The sequence below is a fragment of the Rhizobium rhododendri genome, assembly GCF_007000325.2.
Lineage (GTDB): Bacteria > Pseudomonadota > Alphaproteobacteria > Rhizobiales > Rhizobiaceae > Rhizobium > Rhizobium rhododendri.
Map to the genome: position 1 here is coordinate 398,936 of NZ_CP117267.1, position 18,342 is coordinate 417,277.

The 18,342-nt window shown below is 62.1% G+C and carries 15 protein-coding genes; 9 read left to right on the top strand and 6 right to left on the bottom strand.

Going from position 1 to position 18,342, the window contains the following annotated elements:
* Nucleotides 1–59: 59 nt before the first annotated feature.
* Together PR018_RS01960 and PR018_RS01965 are read right to left on the bottom strand one after the other, a co-directional pair.
* The gene (locus PR018_RS01960) at nucleotides 60–374 is read right to left on the bottom strand and encodes a type II toxin-antitoxin system RelE/ParE family toxin (protein WP_142829223.1); all 315 of its coding nucleotides are present in this window, start codon (nucleotides 372–374) and stop codon (nucleotides 60–62) included.
* An 8-nt stretch (nucleotides 375–382) separates the two neighbouring features.
* Nucleotides 383–658, bottom strand: coding sequence for a hypothetical protein (locus PR018_RS01965; RefSeq protein WP_142824148.1), 276 nt, complete (start codon nucleotides 656–658; stop codon nucleotides 383–385).
* A gap of 104 nt (nucleotides 659–762) precedes the next feature.
* Here PR018_RS01965 and PR018_RS01970 point away from each other — a divergent pair, with 104 nt between their 5' ends.
* The 6 genes from PR018_RS01970 (at nucleotide 763) to glyS (ending at nucleotide 8,628) form a co-directional block, all read left to right on the top strand.
* On the top strand, nucleotides 763–1,722 hold the full coding sequence (locus tag PR018_RS01970; protein WP_142824149.1) for a glycine--tRNA ligase subunit alpha: 960 nt from the start codon (nucleotides 763–765) through the stop codon (nucleotides 1,720–1,722).
* A gap of 94 nt (nucleotides 1,723–1,816) precedes the next feature.
* Entirely contained in the window at nucleotides 1,817–2,368 is a 552-nt protein-coding gene (locus tag PR018_RS01975; RefSeq protein ID WP_142829222.1) for a LemA family protein, read from the top strand.
* A gap of 95 nt (nucleotides 2,369–2,463) precedes the next feature.
* Nucleotides 2,464–3,738: a 3-phosphoshikimate 1-carboxyvinyltransferase gene (gene aroA, locus PR018_RS01980; RefSeq protein WP_142824150.1), complete on the top strand. Its 1,275-nt coding sequence runs from the start codon at nucleotides 2,464–2,466 to the stop codon at nucleotides 3,736–3,738.
* 48 nt (nucleotides 3,739–3,786) lie between these two features.
* A complete protein-coding gene (locus PR018_RS01985; RefSeq protein ID WP_224129853.1) occupies nucleotides 3,787–5,721 on the top strand; it encodes a DUF2207 domain-containing protein in 1,935 nt (644 codons plus the stop codon).
* A gap of 215 nt (nucleotides 5,722–5,936) precedes the next feature.
* Nucleotides 5,937–6,392, top strand: coding sequence for an endonuclease domain-containing protein (locus PR018_RS01990; RefSeq protein WP_142824151.1), 456 nt, complete (start codon nucleotides 5,937–5,939; stop codon nucleotides 6,390–6,392).
* 1 nt (nucleotide 6,393) lies between these two features.
* Nucleotides 6,394–8,628 carry a glycine--tRNA ligase subunit beta gene (gene glyS, locus PR018_RS01995; RefSeq protein ID WP_142829221.1) on the top strand — a complete coding sequence of 745 codons (2,235 nt, stop codon included), beginning with the start codon at nucleotides 6,394–6,396 and terminating at the stop codon, nucleotides 8,626–8,628.
* A gap of 32 nt (nucleotides 8,629–8,660) precedes the next feature.
* On the opposite strand, the gene PR018_RS02000 is transcribed toward glyS, so the two are convergent.
* The 4 genes from PR018_RS02000 to purD form a co-directional block, all read right to left on the bottom strand.
* On the bottom strand, nucleotides 8,661–9,257 hold the full coding sequence (locus PR018_RS02000) for a histidine phosphatase family protein (RefSeq protein ID WP_142829220.1): 597 nt from the start codon (nucleotides 9,255–9,257) through the stop codon (nucleotides 8,661–8,663).
* A gap of 169 nt (nucleotides 9,258–9,426) precedes the next feature.
* Nucleotides 9,427–11,244 carry a methyl-accepting chemotaxis protein gene (locus tag PR018_RS02005; protein ID WP_142824154.1) on the bottom strand — a complete coding sequence of 606 codons (1,818 nt, stop codon included), beginning with the start codon at nucleotides 11,242–11,244 and terminating at the stop codon, nucleotides 9,427–9,429.
* 385 nt (nucleotides 11,245–11,629) lie between these two features.
* Nucleotides 11,630–12,076 carry a plant virulence effector HPE1-like domain-containing protein gene (locus PR018_RS02010; protein ID WP_142824155.1) on the bottom strand — a complete coding sequence of 149 codons (447 nt, stop codon included), beginning with the start codon at nucleotides 12,074–12,076 and terminating at the stop codon, nucleotides 11,630–11,632.
* A gap of 115 nt (nucleotides 12,077–12,191) precedes the next feature.
* Nucleotides 12,192–13,463, bottom strand: coding sequence for a phosphoribosylamine--glycine ligase (gene purD, locus PR018_RS02015; RefSeq protein WP_142824467.1), 1,272 nt, complete (start codon nucleotides 13,461–13,463; stop codon nucleotides 12,192–12,194).
* Between the two features lie 160 nt (nucleotides 13,464–13,623).
* Between purD and PR018_RS02020 the strand changes: the two genes are divergently transcribed.
* The 3 genes from PR018_RS02020 to PR018_RS02030 all read left to right on the top strand — a co-directional run bounded on the left by PR018_RS02020 (nucleotide 13,624) and on the right by PR018_RS02030 (nucleotide 18,276).
* The gene (locus PR018_RS02020; RefSeq protein WP_142829219.1) at nucleotides 13,624–15,936 is read left to right on the top strand and encodes a Tex family protein; all 2,313 of its coding nucleotides are present in this window, start codon (nucleotides 13,624–13,626) and stop codon (nucleotides 15,934–15,936) included.
* A gap of 141 nt (nucleotides 15,937–16,077) precedes the next feature.
* Nucleotides 16,078–17,337, top strand: a complete 1,260-nt coding sequence (locus PR018_RS02025; RefSeq protein ID WP_142824157.1) for a cyclopropane fatty acid synthase — start codon at nucleotides 16,078–16,080, stop codon at nucleotides 17,335–17,337.
* A gap of 129 nt (nucleotides 17,338–17,466) precedes the next feature.
* Complete coding sequence (locus tag PR018_RS02030; protein ID WP_142824158.1) at nucleotides 17,467–18,276, top strand: MipA/OmpV family protein; 810 nt, start codon at nucleotides 17,467–17,469, stop codon at nucleotides 18,274–18,276.
* Nucleotides 18,277–18,342 lie beyond the last annotated feature (66 nt).

The window sequence follows — 18,342 nt, forward strand, 5'->3', positions numbered from 1 at the left end:
CTGCGAAATGCGTGCAGTGCCAAATGATTGACCAGGCTAGCTGCACCGCGAGTGCATCGCTAGCGCCGATGCCGGACCCGCGAAACCCAATCGGCTCCTGCATAGCTGATGCAGACTATTAGGATAGTGCGTGTTGGGTCGTCGACGGTGAAACAAACAACTGCTTTTTCAGAGGCCGGTATAGCGCGTAACCCGGGATAGATTTCGTCACGCACGGTGCCGATTTTCGGAAAGTCTGCGAGCGACGCAATGAAATTCACGATTTCATCTGTCTTTGCCAGTCCGACTGCAATGCCGGCATAGTCCGAAATCATCGAAACGGTCTCAAAAAGATCGTCTTCGACCGCCGGGTGCCTACGGATCGTATAGCGCATGGATGGCCTTACATGTTGTGTTGCGCGCTCAGCTTTTTCTTCACGCGCTCGGCCATGTCAGCGCCGTCCCACGGTAACCAGTCACCGACAGGCAAGGCCATCCGTCGCCGGATTTCATCTGTCAGTCCCACAGGATCTTCGGCGGAAGTTTCATTTTGAAGCATCATCCGGGCAATGCCAGCTTCCACCACGCTCGAGATCGACGGATAGATACCCTCCTCGACCAGTCGTTCCGCATAGCGCAAATAGTCTTCGGTAAGGGTAATCTCTGTCTTGACGTTCATTGTCCTTCTCCGATGAAGCCGGTGTTTCTCTATACTTGTTATCTTGACCCCTGTCCCCTCCCATGGCACCAGTCGCGCTTCTTACCGCAATTCGGATCCCCATCATGACGGCTGCAGCCATTCCCGATCACATGAACCCGAAGCGCTCGTTCCAGGCGCTGATCCTGACGTTGCATGCCTATTGGGCGGATAAGGGTTGTGCGGTCCTGCAGCCCTATGACATGGAAGTCGGCGCCGGTACCTTCCATCCCGCGACGACGTTGCGCGCGCTCGGTCCGAAGCCTTGGAAGGCAGCCTATGTGCAGCCGTCGCGCCGCCCGTCCGATGGCCGATACGGCGAAAACCCCAATCGCCTGCAGCACTATTACCAGTATCAGGTGATCCTCAAGCCGAACCCGCCGAACCTGCAGGAATTGTATCTCGGCTCGCTGGCCGCCATCGGTCTCGATCCGCTGCTGCACGACATCCGCTTCGTCGAGGACGATTGGGAAAGCCCGACGCTGGGCGCCTGGGGTCTCGGCTGGGAGTGCTGGTGCGATGGCATGGAAGTCTCGCAGTTCACGTACTTCCAGCAGATTTGCGGCATCGAATGCGCACCCGTCGCCGGCGAACTGACCTACGGTCTCGAGCGGCTGGCCATGTATGTGCAGGGCGTCGATAACGTCTACGACCTCAATTTCAACGGCCGCGAGGGCGACGAGAAGATCTCCTATGGAGACGTCTTCCTGCAGGCGGAGCAGGAGTATTCGCGCCACAATTTCGAGTTCGCCAACACCGAGATGCTGCATCGCCACTTCATCGACGCAGAGAAGGAGTGCCTGGCGCTTCTGGCATCAGGCGCGCCGGGCGAGGGCGACAAACGGGTCCTGCACAAATGCGTCTTCCCGGCCTATGACCAGTGCATCAAGGCCAGCCACGTCTTCAATCTGCTCGATGCGCGCGGCGTGATCTCGGTCACCGAGCGCCAGAGCTACATCCTGCGTGTGAGAACGCTCGCCAAGGCTTGCGGCGAGGCCTTCCTGCTGACCGATGCTGGCGGGGCCAACGTCATGCAGGCGGCCTGAACCGCTCGTAGATCGACACTGAAATGACGCATGACATCGGCGCCGGGAACGCATAGGGTCCGGCGCACTTCTCTGTCGTTCTGGGGGCTTGACGATGTACATTATTCTGGGCGTGGCTGTGCTGGCCGCGATCTATGTGATCTTTGTCTACAACGGTCTGGTGCGTGCCCGGCAGGTGGCCGAAGAAGCCTGGTCCGGCATCGACGTGCAGCTGAAGCGCCGCGCCGACCTGATCCCCAACCTGATCGAAACCGTGAAGGACTATGCCACCCACGAAAAATCGACGCTGGAGGAGGTGGTCTCCCTGCGTAACCAGGCGCAGGCCGTGCCATCAGGCGATGTCGCCGCTCGCGGTGTCGCCGAAGGGCTGCTCGGGCAAGCTCTCGGCCGGGTCATGGCGCTGGCCGAAGCCTATCCGGACCTCAAGGCCAACCAGAATTTCTCCGAGCTGCAGGCCTCGCTGGAAACGATGGAGAGCGAGTTGCAGATGGCGCGGCGCTATTACAACGGCGCTGCCCGCGATCTGAACGTCAAGGTCGAGAGCTTTCCGAACAATCTCGTTGCCGGCCCGTTCGGTTTTGCCAAGCGTCCCTATTTCGAGGTCACCAATGAAGCCGATCGCGCCGTTCCATCCGTGAAATTCTAGATCTTTCCCCTTTCGGAATGGTTTTGCGACGGATATGGAGGCGATAGAACCTGTTGCCGGGTTACCGTTTCGTTGGCAGATGGAAGAGATTGACGATGGGCAGAGCAAAACTCACGATTATTCCGCCGGGCAAGCCGCTCACCGGTCGCGCCGTGCCGCCCGGATCGAAGTCCATTACCAATCGTGCGCTGCTGTTGGCCGGCCTCGCCAAGGGCACCAGCCGGCTGACCGGCGCGTTGAAAAGCGATGATACCCGATACATGGCCGATGCGCTGCGCGCCATGGGCGTCAGCGTCGAGGAACCGGATAGCACGACTTTCATCGTCACCGGCACGGGTGTGTGGTCTGCGCCCGAAAAGCCCTTGTTTCTTGGAAATGCCGGCACTGCGACGCGCTTCCTGACGGCGGCTGTGGCAAGCGTTGCTGGAACCGTGGTCGTCGATGGCGACCAGCATATGCGTAAACGGCCTATAGGACCGCTGGTCACAGCATTGAAATCGCTCGGCATCGATGTTGAAGCCCCGACCGGATGCCCGCCTGTGACAGTGCGTGGCAACGGCCATTTCGGCTCTGGCCGGGTGGAAGTCGATGCCGGCCTTTCCAGCCAATATGTCTCGGCATTGTTGATGGCTGCACCTCTGGCATCGCCGGGCGCAAACCAGCCCGTCACCGTAACCCTTGCAGGTGCAGACATCGGCGCGCGCGGCTATGTGGACCTGACCCTGGATGTCATGCAGGCTTACGGAGCGAAGGTAGAGCAGCGCGACGGCGTCTCCTGGACCATTCAACCGACCGGCTACACGGCAACCGATTTCCACATCGAGCCAGATGCATCGGCGGCCACCTATCTCTGGGGTGCCGAAGTGCTCAGCGGCGGGGCCATCGACATCGGCACGCCGGCAGACGCATTTACCCAGCCGGATGCCAAGGCCCATGCGGTGATTTCGGCCTTTCCGCATATGCCTGGTGTCATCGACGGATCGCAAATGCAGGACGCCATCCCGACCATCGCCGTGCTGGCCGCGTTCAACGAAACTCCGGTCCGGTTCGTCGGTATCGCCAACCTGCGCGTCAAGGAATGCGACCGTATCCGCGCCCTGTCGACCGGCCTGAACGCCATCCGCGAAGGGCTGGCGACGGAGGAGGGCGACGACCTGATCGTTGCTGCCGATCCGAGCCTCGCCGGACAGCGTCTGGAAGCGGAAATCGATACCTTTGCCGATCACCGCATTGCGATGAGCTTTGCGCTGGCTGGTCTTGTTATCGACGGGATTACCATTCTGGATCCCGATTGCGTTGCCAAGACATTCCCTGATTACTGGCAGGTGCTGGCATCGCTGGGGGTGACTTATACGGACGACGCCAGCTAGCGAAACCGTTTCGCGGCGCGCGCTACACTGGGTTCGGGGGAACGCATCGTGATACGGATTGCCGCACGTCTTTGTCTGCTGTGTCTTGGGCTGCTCGTTACCGGGGCTGCATCGGCGCAGGAGGTCATCACCGCCTTCCAGCAGGCCATCATCCTCGACAAGGACGCCTCGATGCAGGTGACCGAGACAATCGGCGTCAATGCCGAGGGTCGCGATATCCGCCATGGCATTTTCCGCGATTTCCCGCTGACGTTCCAGGATGCGTACGGCAGGACAGCGACCGTCGATCTTACGGTTCAATCGGTTAGCCGCGATGGCAGCCCTGAGCAATGGCGCAGCGAGAGTATCGAAGGCGGCATCCGCATTTATATCGGGTCTGCCGACGTCACCCTCAGCCCCGGACGCCATGAATTTCAGCTCACCTACAAGACCAACCGCCAGACCCGCTATTTCGACGACTACGACGAGCTGTACTGGAACGTCACCGGTACCGGATGGGTGTTCCCGATCCAACAGGCGTCGGCAACGGTCATGCTGCCCGAAGGTGTCAGGCCGCAGGGTCTCGATTTTGCCACCGGGCCGCTTGGATCAAAGGGCAGGAATGCCCGGGTCAGCGAGGACGGCAGCGATGTCGTTTTCGAGACCACCCGGCCGTTGGCCCCAAAGGAAGGCCTGACGATCGCCATCAAGCTGGCAAAGGGCGCCGTCGATGCTCCGAGCGTCGACCAGCAGCGCGCCTGGTTCCTGCGCGACAACAGCGACCTCATCATCGCCGGTATCGGCCTGTTGCTGGTGCTGGCGTACTATGGACGCAGCTGGGTCAAGGTTGGCCGCGACCCCGACCGCGGTGTCGTCGTACCCCGCTGGGATGCGCCTGAAGGAACCTCGCCAGCCTTGGTCAACTATATAGACAATCGCGGCTTTTCCTCCGGCGGCTGGACCGCACTGTCCTCCGCCGCGCTCAATCTCGCCGTCAACGGCTACGTCGTGCTGGAAGATCTTGACAGCAGCATCGTCATCCGCCGCACGGCCAAAACTGCAGCCGGCAAGCTCGATGCCGGCGAGCAGACGTTGCTGAACGCGATTGGCGGCAAGGACGACGCGCTGGTCATCGACAAGGCCCACGGCGAAAAGGTTCAGGCAACCGGCGAGGCGTTCCGCGACGCGATCGAGAAGGAACATCGCGACGCTTACTACAAGAGCAACGCGCTCTACACGTTCGGTGGCATCGTGCTGTCGCTGGTGGTGTTCGTCTGCATCGTCGTTTTCGGCCGGCTGCACGAAAATGCAATGCCGCTGATCATCGTGCCCGGCATGCTGTCGGTTTTCGGCGTCGCGGTCGCCGCCTTCATTGGAAGGTCGTTCCGTCCCAATGCAGGCACGGTGCGCAAGGTCTTCGCGGTACTGGTCTTTGCCTTCATCGCCTTTGTCGCCGTCTCTGTCGTCGCCATCCTCTTCGCTGCGCAGACCTCGTCGCCCGCCATCGTCGGCGACCTGCCGCTGACGGTCGCGATCATCGGCATCTTCGCTGCCAATTGCGTCTTCTTCTTCCTGATGGGCGCGCCGACTGCCCTCGGCGCCAGGGTGATGGATGGCATCGCCGGGCTCCGGCAGTACCTGACGCTCGCCGAAAAGGACCGGATGAACATGCAGGGCGCTCCGACCATGTCGCCGAAGCATTTCGAAACGCTGCTCCCCTATGCGGTGGCGCTCGGCGTCGAAAAGCCCTGGACTAAAAGCTTCGAGAGCTGGTTTGCCGCAGCCGCCATCGGCGGCGTTGCTTACGCGCCAGGCTGGTACGGCGGCAGCTTCGGTGCCGACAGTTTCTCGGACCGCATCGGCGGCTTCTCCTCATCGATGGCCTCGACCATAGCCTCGACGATCCCGGCTCCCGTCTCCACCTCCGACAGCGCCTTCTCCAGCAGCGGCGGTGGCAGCTCATCCGGAGGTGGCGGCGGCGGTGGAGGCGGCGGCGGCTGGTGAGTTGAGGGCGCGCGGTAAGTGGCAGTATTTACCTCCCCCTTGAGGGGGGAGGTCGCGGCGAAGCCGCGGGTGGGGGTGATGGTTGTTGAAACCAGGGGCCATACCCGTTTGTGAGGCGGATCACCCCGCCCCGTCGCTTCGCGCCGACCCTCCCCCTCAAGGGGAGGGTGTGCCATTTGCAAGCTCGCCGTGCAGCGCGTCAAAGGGAGCCAAGCATGCCAAAAAAGCCTTCACAGCTGAGCCGTTTTAAGGTGGCCAACAGCCGTCGGCTCCGCGCTGATGCCACGGATGCGGAGGTAAAGTTATGGCGCCATCTCTGGCGCATCCCCATTGAGGGTACGCATGTCAGACGGCAGGTCCCTATCGGTAAGTACTTTGCGGATTTTGCCTGTCATCAGATCGGTCTGATCATCGAGCTGGACGGCAGCCAGCATGCTGAAGCCGCCGCCGGGCGCTACGATCTCGAACGGACGAGTTTCCTCGAAAGCCAAGGTTATCAAGTTATCCGATTTTGGAATGCCGATGTCCTCTCCGAGCTTGACGCGGTCCTCGACACCATATTTGCCATTGTGCAGCAGCGACAAATTTTGCTAGCAGAAGCCGACCGTTTTCACCCCACCCCGGCACTGAGTGCCGACCCTCCACCTCTCGGGGAGGGTGAGGAATATTGACATGCCCGATCTCCTGCTTGAACTTCGCTCCGAGGAAATTCCAGCCCGCATGCAGCGCAAGGCCGCGGGAGACCTGAAGAAGCTTGTCACCGACGCCCTGGTCGATGCGGGCCTGTCCTACGAGGGTGCGCGGGAATACTGGACTCCCCGGCGCCTGACACTCGATATTCGCGGACTGACCGCGCGTTCCGCCGATGTCCGCGAGGAGCGCAAGGGCCCCCGTCGCGATGCCAACGCCCAGGCGATCGAAGGTTTTCTGCGCGCCGCAGGGCTGTCGTCCATCGACGAGGCGCAGATCCAGAGCGATCCCAAGAAGGGCGAGTTCTACGTCGCCATCATCGCCAAACCCGGTCGCGCTGCCGAGGAGATCATTGCCGATGTCATGCCCGGCATCATCCGCAGCTTTCCGTGGTCGAACACGATGCGCTGGGGTGCCGCTTCCGCAAAGCCGGGCTCGCTGCGCTGGGTCCGCCCGCTGCAGTCGATTGTCTGCACCTTCGGTACCGAGCACGAAGGCACTGTCGTCATTCCCTTCGAGATCGACGGTATCGTCGCCTCCGACGTCACCTATGGCCACCGTTTCCACGCGCCCGCAGCGATCACCGTCAAGCGCTTCGACGACTATGTTGCCGGCCTGGAGAGAGCCAAGGTCATCCTCGACGCCGAGCGCCGCAAGGAAATCATCGCTGCCGATGCAGCAAACCTGGCCTTTGCCAGCGGACTGGAACTGGTCGACGATCCAGCCCTGCTCGAGGAGGTTTCCGGCCTCGTCGAATGGCCGCAGGTGCTGATGGGCGAGTTCGAGGCGGATTACCTGACGATCCCCTCCGAAATCATCCGCCTGACGATCAAAACCAACCAGAAGTGCTTCGTCACCCGTCCCCACGGCAGCGAGACGCTTTCCAACAAGTTCGTGCTGATCGCCAATATCGAGGCCAGTGACAGTGGCGCGGAAATCATCCACGGCAACGGCAAGGTCGTGCGCGCCCGGCTATCCGACGCGCTGCACTTCTGGAAGCGCGACCAGGGCGATCTTCCCGACCTCGACACGCTGCAGGCGTCGGCCGCAAAATTCAACCTGGACCTTGGCAAGCCGCTCGACCAGCGCATGGCCAAGCTCGATGCCCTCAACGTCACCTTCCACGCCAAGCTCGGTAGCCAGGGCGAGCGCGTTGCGCGCATCCGCAAGCTCGCTGCAGCACTGGCAGCGGTGACCGGTGCCGATGCAGGCCTCGTAGACCGCGCCGTCGTGCTGGCGAAGGCCGACCTGCGCACTGAAGCCGTTGGCGAATTCCCGGAGTTGCAGGGGCTGATGGGCCGGAAATATGCGGCTCTCCAGGGCGAGGACCCGTCTGTCGCTGCTGCCATCGAAGATCACTGGAAGCCGAACGGCCCGTCTGACCGGTTGCCGCATGACAAGGTCGGACTGACCGTGGCGCTAGCCGACAAGCTCGACACGCTCGTCGGGTTCTGGGCGATCGACGAGAAGCCGACTGGCTCCAAGGATCCCTACGCCCTCCGTCGCGCAGCGCTCGGCGTCGTGCGTATCGTGCTCGAACAGCGCATCCGCCTGCCGATCATGCGCTATCTCAGCGACCATATGGCGATAGTCGACGAATCCGTCGAAATGGCCGGCCTCCGCCAGCAGATGCAGGAGCATCCGGACGGACTGATGAAGTTCGGCCATGCGAACGGCGAGCAGATGCTGGCGCGCGAGCGCGACCTGCTGTCGTTCTTCCATGACCGGCTGAAAGTCTACCTGCGCGATCAGGGCGCCCGCTACGACCTGATCGATGCGGTGCTGACGCCGGAGACGGACGACCTGCTGATGGTGGCCCGCCGCGTCGAGGCCCTGACCTTCTTTATCACCTCGGAAGACGGCAAGAACCTGCTTGCCGGCACCAAGCGCGCAACTCAGCTGCTAGCGGCCGAGGAGAAGAAGGGTACCGTCGTCGCCGATGCCGTGACCCCGGCTTTGTTGACGCTCGATGCCGAGAAGGATCTGTTTTCGGCCGTCGCCAAGGCCTCCGGGGAGGCGTCTTCCGCTATCGCCACGGAGGACTTCCGCTCGGCGATGACGGCATTGTCGACGCTGCGCCTGCCCGTCGACCGGTTCTTCACGGATGTCCTGGTCAACGACGAGGACGTTGCCGTGCGTGGCAACCGCCTGGCGCTGCTTCGCCTGATCCGCGAAGCCACTGGCACGGTTACCGATTTCTCAAAGATATCCGGCTAGATTAACTATCGGCGGCCCCGGTGAGCCGCCGATCAGTACATAAAAATTTGCGTCTGGTTCCAGCGGCGGATGACTGGCTCCCCGAGGTCGTGCTCGTATCCGAGCACGCTGATGCTCGCCGTGTCGAGAACCAGCAGCGCGCCGCCTTCTGGCGGCAGGCCGATCCAGCGGGCGCTGAGCACACGCAGGAAATGGGCGCTGGAAAAGATCAGCACGCGGTCGTTTCGCGCCCGCAATGCGGCAATGATGCTGTCTGCCCGCGCACCGACATCGGCGGCAGCTTCGCCCTCAGGGGCGCCATCGCGAAACAGATGCCAGTCCGGACTTGTCTTCAGGATGTCCTTCGTCGTCACCCCTTCATAGGCACCGTAGTCCCATTCCGCCAGGTCCGCCTTGATCTCCCGCCGGTCACCAAAACCGGCGAGGGCGCAGGTGTTCGATGCGCGCATGGACGGGCTCGACCAGACGGCGTCGAAATGCTGGCCCTGCAGCCGGTCGGCCAGTTTCACGGCCGCTGCTTCGCCTGCTGCGGTCAGCGGAATGTCGGACCGGCCCGTATGCTTTCCGGAAAGGCTCCACGCCGTCTCGCCGTGCCGCACCAGGGTGATTTCAGGCCATGCACTGCTCATGTCGCTACCTTTCGCTCATCTGCGGCTGTCGCATCCGATAACCCCATATCGCGGCGGCGGTGCTGCCAAGTCAACTGCCGATAACGTGATGTGCGCGACAGGTCCACCGCAGGCAAAAACCGCCGGATCGCTCCGGCGGTTGTGGAAAGATCGTCGATTTTTCCGGGCATCAGGCAGCGCGGCGGGCCTGCTGCATGGTGGGGCGGCCATCGGAGATGCGGAAGCCGCGGATCAGGTCGAGCAGCTCCTCGGTGTCGCTGGCCAGCGTTTCGGCCGAAGCCGTGGTTTCTTCCGCCATGGCTGCGTTCTGCTGGGTGGCGGCGTCGAGCTGGTTCATGGCCGTTGAAATGGAGCGCAGCGTCGTATCCTGTTCGGAGGCGCTGTGGGCGATCTTCGAGACGATCTCGTTGGCCGCCTTGATCTGGCCGGAGATGCGCTTCAGCGCCTCGCCGGCGTCGCCGACCAGGCGCACGCCGTGCTCGACCTGCGTCGAGGACCGGGCGATCTGCTCCTTGATTTCCTTGGCGGCCGCTGCTGAGCGTTGCGCCAGTTCGCGGACCTCCTGGGCGACCACGGCAAAGCCCTTGCCGGCTTCACCGGCGCGTGCAGCCTCAACACCGGCATTGAGCGCCAGCAGGTTCGTCTGGAAGGCGATCTCGTCGATGACGCCGATGATCTTGCCGATCTCCGTGGACGACTGTTCGATGCCGCTCATGGCGCCGATCGCCTGTGCCACGACGCCATCGCTGCGCGAGGCCTCGACGCTGATGGTGTCGACGCGCTTGCTGGCCTCATGGGCGCCTTCCGCTGTCTGGCGGACGGCAACGGTGAGCTCATCGAGAGCCGCCGATGTTTCCTCGAGGCTGGCGGCCTGGCGTTCGGTGCGCTGCGACAGTTCGTTGGAGGCGCGGCGGATCTCTTCCTTCGAGACGCCGATGTCGTTGCCCTTGGAGTTGACGCGGCTCATTGCCGCCTCCAGATGCGACAGGGCTTCGTTGAAGTTGTTGCGCAGTCCGGCATAGCTGGTGCCGAGGTCGCCGCAGCGGATGGTCAGGTCGCCCTTCGCCAGTTGTTCGAGCGATTCGCCGATGGTCGCAACGACGCGTGCCTGCAAGTCGGCCTGGTCCTGCTGATGGCGAACGTTCTCCTGACGCTCGGCACTGATCTGTCGTTCCTGGGCTTCCTGAAGTTCGGCCAGTGCATGCCGCTCGCGGATCTTCTGCTGCAGCGATTGTGTCGCCTTCGCCATCATGCCGACTTCGTTGTGCAGGCCGGTGTGCGGGATCGTAAGGGTAACGTCTTCGTCCGCGACGGCATTCAGTGCGCCGCGTACATCGGCCAGTGGCCCGGAGATGCTGCGGATCACATAAAGTGCCGCTGCGATGGCGATCACGAAGACGACGAGGCCGACCAGCAGCGTTTGCCAGATCGTCGCCCGTACCTGTGCTTCCAGGTCGTCCATGTAGACGCCGGTCGCAAGCGTGATGTGCCACGGCGTGAACACCTTGGCATAGGCGCTCTTGCGGAAGAACGCATCGGCAGGCTGTTGTGGCTTGGGCCCGTAGAAATCGACGACGCCACCGCCGGCCTTTCCGACCTTGACGAGTTCGTCGCGGTACATGTTGCCTTTCGGATCCGGCTTGCCCTTGTTGCTCAGCCCGACCTTGGAAGGATCGTAGTGGATTTTCAGGACGACGTCGTCGTCATAGCCAAAGAGGTACCCATCCGGTTCGAAACGGATATGGGAGAGCTCGTCGAATGCCTGCGTCTGCGCCTGCTCGTGCGTCAGAGTACCGGCTTTTTCGCGATCGTAATATTGCTGGAGAATGGACAGCCCGGACTCGACCTGCGTGCGCAGCAGTGCATAGCGCTCGTGGTAGATGGCTGCCGCGGAACTCTGGATTTGATAGTAGGTGACGCCAGCAAAGGCGATCATCAGGCCGGTAACCAGCATCATCAGCTGGGTCGAAATTCGCAGGTTCTTCATCAGGCCTCGCAACGGAATAGGTTCGATTATCCCGGTGCGGTATCCTACCGCTTGATCCTGCGCCGTCGATCATGGCGCATCTGTTGCTGCTGAAGTCACATGCTGCTTCCGGTACGGCGAAGTTGCATCGCGTTCACCTAACAATGCTTTAAAGCTGTCAATATTTAGGGCTTTTATCGGCTTTAATCCCGGCGATTGTCACCCCAACCGCGCATATGACCGTTTTCCCGCCGGGAATACTGCACGAATATGGAGTGACCAGCAGCAATTCTCTCCAGCATCTGCGAACACAAAAATGCGCCCCTGCTTCTCTTCAGGGACGCATCTGTCTGCCTTGCGGCGCACCCCTATCGACTGGAGTTCGATGGGGAGGGGAATGAGCGGGCTACTGAAGGCGCAACTGGAAATCCGAGGTGTCGAGAGGCTTGGCCGGTGGCGTGGCTGCGGCGATCGCTGCCGTCATCGCACTGCGATCGATGCCGTCAGGCGATACCCCGGCTGCGGCCAGTGCTTCCGGCGACGCCTTACTGATGAATACGACCGGCGATCCGCCCAGCCAGGCTTCGGTGCGGACGACCTTTTGCTCGCCGTTGATCTGGCGCACCACGGTCGTCTGCGTCCCCACGGGGAGTTCGGGAACCACATAGCTTTTCTTGGCGACCTCCTGCTTGATCGGCGCGCAATCGACGCAGACCTTCGCCTGGATGCTGTCGCCGCTGGTGCGGGTCGCGCCGTCGAGCGTCAGGAACGACGACGCCATCGCGGAGCTGCCGATCAGCATGGCAGAACTGCCGATCAAAACGAATGCTGCACTCAGGATCGTGGGACGCATGAAACTCTCCATCGGATACTGCGAGGAGATTAGCGCGCCTTTGTTTCCATCCGGTCAGGGGAATCGGTAAAACTTTATCGGAAACGCGGATTTGGGGCAGGAAAGAGCCGTCCAGTCAGGCCTTTTCGCGCTCGATTGCCCGCCAGCCGATATCGGCGCGGCTGAAGCCGCTGTCCCAGACCACCTGCTCTGCAAGCGAATAGGCGCGCTTCTGGGCCTCGCCGACGCTGCTGCCCGTTGCCGTCACTCCCAGCACCCGGCCTCCGGTCGCGACCAGCGCACCGTCCTTCAAAGCTGTCCCGGCATGAAACACTTTCGCACCGTCGCTGTCTGCGGGCAGGGCCGCGATGACGGAGTTCTTCTCATAGGCGCCCGGATAGCCCTTCGAGGCCATGACGACGGTCAACGCCGCATCGTCGCTCCATTCGGCGGTCGCCTTGTCGAGCGTGCCGTTGGCGCAAGCGAGCAGCAGCGGCAGAAGATCGCTTTTCAGCCGCATCATCAGCACCTGGCATTCCGGATCGCCGAAGCGGACATTGTACTCGATCAGTTCCGGCCCCTTTGCGGTGATCATCAGACCGGCAAAGAATACGCCGGAAAACGGCATACCGCTTGTCGCCATTCCACGCATCGTCGGCTCGATGATCTCCTTCATCGTCCGCTCGATCAGCTCGGGCGTCATCACTGCGGCGGGCGAGTAGGCGCCCATGCCGCCCGTGTTCGGGCCGGTGTCGCCGTCGCCGACGCGCTTGTGGTCCTGGGCGGTGGCCAGCGCCAAAGCGTGAGTTCCGTCGCAGAGGCAGAAGAAGCTTGCTTCCTCGCCATCGAGAAAGGCTTCGACGACGACTTCCGCACCCGCCGACCCGAAGGCGCCGTCGAAACAGTCGTCAACGGCCGCAATCGCCTCGTCCAGCGTCATCGCCACGGTGACGCCCTTGCCGGCAGCAAGGCCATCGGCCTTGACAACGATGGGCGCGCCCTCGGCGAGAATATAGGCCTTCGCCTTGCCGGCATCGTCGAAGCGCTGATAGGCGCCTGTCGGAATGTTGTAGCGGGCGCAGATGTCCTTGGTGAAACCCTTGGAACCCTCGAGCTGGGCGGCGGCGGCAGAGGGGCCGAAGACGGCGATACCGGCCTCGCGCAAGCGGTCGGCAAGACCGGCGACCAGCGGCGCCTCAGGGCCGACGACGACAAAATCGATGGCTTCCGACAGGCAGAACGCAGCAACGGCGTCGTTGTCTTCCGTATCGACGGCAACGAGCGTGGCATGCTCGGCGATGCCGGGATTGCCGGGAGCGGCGTAAAGCTTGGTCAGCAGCGGCGATTGCGCCAGCTTCCAGGCCAGCGCATGCTCGCGTCCGCCCGATCCGATCAACAGAACTTTCATCGCCTGCCCCTTTGTTGCCAGAACTTGGCGGTTAAGCAGCCCTGCCGCAAAGGTCAAGCGGCAATTCCTGTGGAGTCCACCGGAAGCGCTGACTGAGATCATTGCCTTGCCGCTTTCTCGGACTATGGTCGCGCCAATCAGAAGCAACGCAGAGATCCCCATGGCCGCAGATATCCGCTCCATCGCAGCAATCATTTCCGCCGAGATCAATGCTCGGCCTGAGCAGGTGGTTTCGGCGGTCGGCCTTCTCGACGAGGGCTCGACGGTGCCGTTCATTGCCCGCTACCGCAAGGAAGTGACCGGCGGGCTGGATGATGGGCAGTTGCGGACGCTGGCCGAGCGGCTGGTCTACCTGCGCGAGCTCGAAGCGCGCCGCGGCTCGATCAGCGACAGCATCACCGGCCAGGGCAAGATGACCGACGACCTGCAGCGCAAGATCGCCGGCGTCACCACGAAGGCCGAGCTCGAGGATCTCTACCTGCCGTTCAAGCAGAAGCGCCGGACCCGCGCCGAGATCGCCCGCGAGCGCGGTCTAGGGCCATTGGCGGAGGCAATCCTGAAAGATCGCAGCCGTGAACCCGCGCAGCTTGCCGAGGGCTATGTCGCCAACGAGGTGACCGATGTGAAGATGGCGCTCGAGGGTGCCCGCGACATCATTGCCGAGGGCATCGCCGAAAATGCCGATCTCCTGAAGACCTTGCGCGCCCATATGCGTCAGAATGCCCAGCTGCGCGCCAAGGTCGTCGATGGCAAGCAGGAGGCCGGCGCGAAGTTCTCCGACTATTTCGATCACACCGAGCGCTGGGCAACGGCTCCCGGCCATCGGGCTCTCGCCATGCTGCGCGGCTGGAACGAGGAGATGCTGACGCTGACGATCGAGATCGACGCCGATCTCGCGTCACCCTTCAGGCCTGTCGAGCGGATGATCGCCACGGCCTACGAGATCGGCGCCCAGAAGCCCGGCGATCGCTGGCTGATGGAGGTCGCCAGCTGGACATGGCGCGTCAAACTGTCGATGTCGCTGTCGCTCGACCTGATGCGCGAGCTGCGTGAACGAGCCGAGCAGGAGGCCATCCACGTATTTGCGCGCAATCTAAAGGACCTGCTGCTCGCAGCACCCGCCGGCGCGCGCGCCACCATGGGTCTCGACCCCGGCATCCGCACGGGCGTCAAGGTTGCCGTCGTCGATGCCACCGGAAAGCTGCTCGAGACAGCCACGGTCTATCCTTTCCAACCACGCAACGATGTGCGCGGCACCCAGGCGACGCTTGCGGCCCTCATCGTCAAGCACAAGGTCGAACTGATCTCGATCGGCAACGGCACCGGCAGCCGGGAAACCGAAAAGCTGGTGAGCGACATGCTAGTCGAATTGCCTGGCACAAAGCCTACCAAGGTCATCGTTTCCGAAGCGGGCGCCTCGATCTATTCGGCATCGGAAGCGGCAGCCCTGGAGTTCCCCAATCTCGACGTGACGTTGCGCGGCGCAGTATCGATTGCCCGGCGGCTGCAGGATCCGCTGGCCGAACTGGTCAAGATCGAGCCGAAATCGATCGGCGTCGGCCAGTACCAGCACGATGTCGACCAGCAGAAGCTGTCGCGCTCGCTGGATGCCGTCGTCGAGGATGCGGTGAATGCCGTCGGTGTCGATCTCAACACGGCCTCGGCGCCGCTGCTTGCCCGCGTTTCAGGCCTTGGTGCGGCGATTGCCGAATCCATCGTCCGCCACCGCGACGAGGCCGGACGTTTCGAAACCCGGCGCGATCTCCTGAAGGTCGCGCGGCTTGGGCCCCGGGCCTTCGAGCAATGCGCCGGCTTCCTGCGCATCACCGGCGGCAAGGAGCCGCTCGACGCCTCCTCGGTGCATCCGGAAGCCTATGGTGTCGCCAAGAAGATTGTCGCCGCCTGCGGTCGCGACCTGCGCACGCTGATGGGCGATAGCGCCGCGCTGAAGGCGGTCGATCCACGCGCCTTCGTCGATGAACGCTTCGGCCTGCCGACCGTGCGCGATATCTTGGCCGAGCTCGAAAAACCCGGCCGTGACCCGCGCCCGAGCTTCAAGACGGCGACCTTTGCCGAGGGTGTCAACGAAATCAGCGACCTAAAGCCAGGCATGATGCTGGAGGGCACAGTTACCAATGTCGCGGTCTTCGGCGCCTTCGTCGATATCGGCGTACACCAGGACGGTCTGGTTCACGTCTCGCAGCTGGCGGACCGTTTCGTGAAGGATCCTCATGAGGTGGTGAAGGCCGGCGACGTCGTGAAAGTCCGCGTCGTCGACATCGATGCCAAGCGCAAGCGGATCGCCCTCAGCATGCGCAAGGACGCCGGCGATGACGCCGCGCCACCGGCCCGCGAGAACCGAAGCGGTCCCGAAACACGGGTGATGCCGGCAAAGCAGCAGGTCAGTCGCCCGGCACCGCAGACGCAGGGCAGCTTCGGCGCGGCGCTCGCCGATGCGCTCAAGCGAAAATAGTCACTTAGCTTATATATTTGCAAGAATGTCACACTCCGGCAATGTTCGTGCCGGAGTGCCTGTACCGCCGTTCGTAAGCTTGCCAGACTATCTTGAGGGGATAATGTTTCCTGATTGTCTGTCATATGATTGAGAGGCGTCATGGCGTCGTCACTGCTTGCTCTTGTCACCAAAATTATCCGCAAAGGCTCCCTTCAGATCACGCTCTCCAACGGCGAGACGCATCTGCTCGGCGATGGCACCGGCCAGACCGTTGCGGTGCGCACCGCCGACCGCGAGGCGGAAGACGCCATCGCCACAGATCCGACGCTGAAGCTGGGCGAAATGTTCATGGAAGGCCGGTTCATCCTCGAACAGGGCGACATCTATGATTTCCTGTCGCTGGTGAAGCTCAACACCACGGACGAGTTGTTCGATTTCAAGATCGCCATGAAGCTGATCGGCCGCATTGCCTGGCAGCAGCTGAAGAGCCGCCTGCCGGTCAACCGCAGCAAGCACAATGTCGCCCACCACTACGATCTCTCGGCCAAGCTTTTCGACCTCTTCCTCGACGAGGACTGGCAGTATTCCTGCGCCTATTTCGAGCCGCCGGGCATCGGTCTCGACGAAGCCCAGCTCGCCAAGAAGCGCCATATCGCTGCCAAGCTGCGGCTCGAGCCCGGTCAGTCCGTGCTCGAGATTGGCTCCGGCTGGGGTGGAATGGGGATGTACCTGGCGGAATCGACGGAGAATGTCGATTTCACCGGCATCACGCTCAGCCAGGAGCAGCTTAAGGTGTCGCGCGCGCGCGCTGCAAAGCGCGGCCTTTCTGACCGGGTGCGTTTCGAACTGCAGGATTATCGCTACCTCAGCGGACGCAAGTTCGACCGCATCGTCTCGGTGGGCATGTTCGAGCATGTCGGCATCGGCAATTATCGCAAGTTCTTCAGCAAGGTCTCGGAGTTGCTCGCCGATGATGGGGTGATGGTGCTCCATTCCATCGGTCGCCCGAGGCCAAGCTTCTCTACCAACGCCTTCATCGAGAGATACATCTTTCCCGGCGGCTATATCCCGTCTCTGGCCGAGACGACGCCAGCTCTGGAAAAGGCCAACCTGCTGGTCAAGGACATCGAAATCCTGCCGATGCATTACGCCTATACGCTGCGTCACTGGCGAGAACGTTTCATCGCCCGCAAGGAGGAAGCCGTCGCCCTCTATGACGAGAAATTCTTCCGGATGTGGGAGTTCTACCTGGCAGGCTCGGAGATGGCCTTCCGCTGGGAGCAGCTCTTTATCTTCCAGATCCAGATCGCCAAGGACCAGTTCGCGGTTCCCAACAACCGGAACTACATTGCCGAAAACGAAGCCAAGCTCAAGGAATTCGAAGCCCGCCGTGCACCGCTGGAGAAGATTGTGTTCTGATCCTCGCGTCTTTGCCATGACGATCTGCGGGCGGACAGCTTCGGCGCTTGGTTAAGCAAGTGGTAATGCGATCCGGATAAGTTTAGGCATTCCGGGCTCTTGCCTTTGTATTGCGTAGTAGGATTTCCCATGGCCAAGACCTCGAGTCTGCTGATTTCGTTTGGATTTTTTGCGACAATGGCAGGGGCCGCCACGGCTGGCGACGGTCGTGCCTGGTGGTCCGGCGATTGGTATGTCAGCGTCGGCGCTGCCGGCTTCGTCGGTCCCAAATTCGAGGGCGCCAAGCACTACAAGTTACAGTTTTCGCCGCTGATCTCCTTCGGCAAGCAAGGACCTGCGCCGCGATTTACCTCGCGCAACGACAATCCGGCTTTTGCATTGCTCGATACCGGGACATTTCGGGCCGGCATCGTCGGCAAGTTTGTGCCGAGCCGGGATTCGAGCGACGGGCGTGAACTGCGCGGGCTGAAGGATGTCAAATGGGGCGCAGAGGCCGGTGGCTTCGTCGAGGTCTACCCGACCGATTGGATCCGCGCCCGTGCCGAAGTGCGCCAGGGTATCCGCGCCCATAACGGCATCGTTGCCGATGTGGCGGTTGATGCTTTCACCGACATCGCCCCTGATCTGCGGCTCTCCGGTGGACCGAGGGCAACCTTCGCGACGGCGAACTATTTCGATACCTATTACGGTGTCGACGGCAAGGAATCGGCGGCCAGCGGGCTCGATCGCTACAATCCCGGCGGCGGCCTGAAATCCGTCGGTGTCGGCGGTGCGCTGACCTGGCAGGCAACCAAGAATTTGAGCACCAGCTCCTTCGTGGAATACCAGCGGCTGAAGGGTCCTGCAGCCGACAGCAGCCTGGTGCGTGAACGCGGCGACAAAAACCAGCTCGTCATCGGCCTGTCCGCCACCTACCGCTTCGGCTTCACGCTGAACTGATAAGGCGCCCGTCGGAACAGTTCGGCAAAAGTGCTTGGCGGTTTTGCGTCTGGAAGTGCGTGAGAG

Coding starts and splice junctions, on each gene's coding strand:
- PR018_RS01960 (WP_142829223.1), bottom strand. CDS start 374: ATGCGCTATACGATCCGTAGGCACCCGGCGGTCGAAGACGATCTTTTT.
- PR018_RS01965 (WP_142824148.1), bottom strand. CDS start 658: ATGAACGTCAAGACAGAGATTACCCTTACCGAAGACTATTTGCGCTAT.
- PR018_RS01970 (WP_142824149.1), top strand. CDS start 763: ATGACGGCTGCAGCCATTCCCGATCACATGAACCCGAAGCGCTCGTTC.
- PR018_RS01975 (WP_142829222.1), top strand. CDS start 1,817: ATGTACATTATTCTGGGCGTGGCTGTGCTGGCCGCGATCTATGTGATC.
- aroA (WP_142824150.1), top strand. CDS start 2,464: ATGGGCAGAGCAAAACTCACGATTATTCCGCCGGGCAAGCCGCTCACC.
- PR018_RS01990 (WP_142824151.1), top strand. CDS start 5,937: ATGCCAAAAAAGCCTTCACAGCTGAGCCGTTTTAAGGTGGCCAACAGC.
- glyS (WP_142829221.1), top strand. CDS start 6,394: ATGCCCGATCTCCTGCTTGAACTTCGCTCCGAGGAAATTCCAGCCCGC.
- PR018_RS02000 (WP_142829220.1), bottom strand. CDS start 9,257: ATGAGCAGTGCATGGCCTGAAATCACCCTGGTGCGGCACGGCGAGACG.
- PR018_RS02005 (WP_142824154.1), bottom strand. CDS start 11,244: ATGAAGAACCTGCGAATTTCGACCCAGCTGATGATGCTGGTTACCGGC.
- PR018_RS02010 (WP_142824155.1), bottom strand. CDS start 12,076: ATGCGTCCCACGATCCTGAGTGCAGCATTCGTTTTGATCGGCAGTTCT.
- purD (WP_142824467.1), bottom strand. CDS start 13,463: ATGAAAGTTCTGTTGATCGGATCGGGCGGACGCGAGCATGCGCTGGCC.
- PR018_RS02020 (WP_142829219.1), top strand. CDS start 13,624: ATGGCCGCAGATATCCGCTCCATCGCAGCAATCATTTCCGCCGAGATC.
- PR018_RS02025 (WP_142824157.1), top strand. CDS start 16,078: ATGGCGTCGTCACTGCTTGCTCTTGTCACCAAAATTATCCGCAAAGGC.
- PR018_RS02030 (WP_142824158.1), top strand. CDS start 17,467: ATGGCCAAGACCTCGAGTCTGCTGATTTCGTTTGGATTTTTTGCGACA.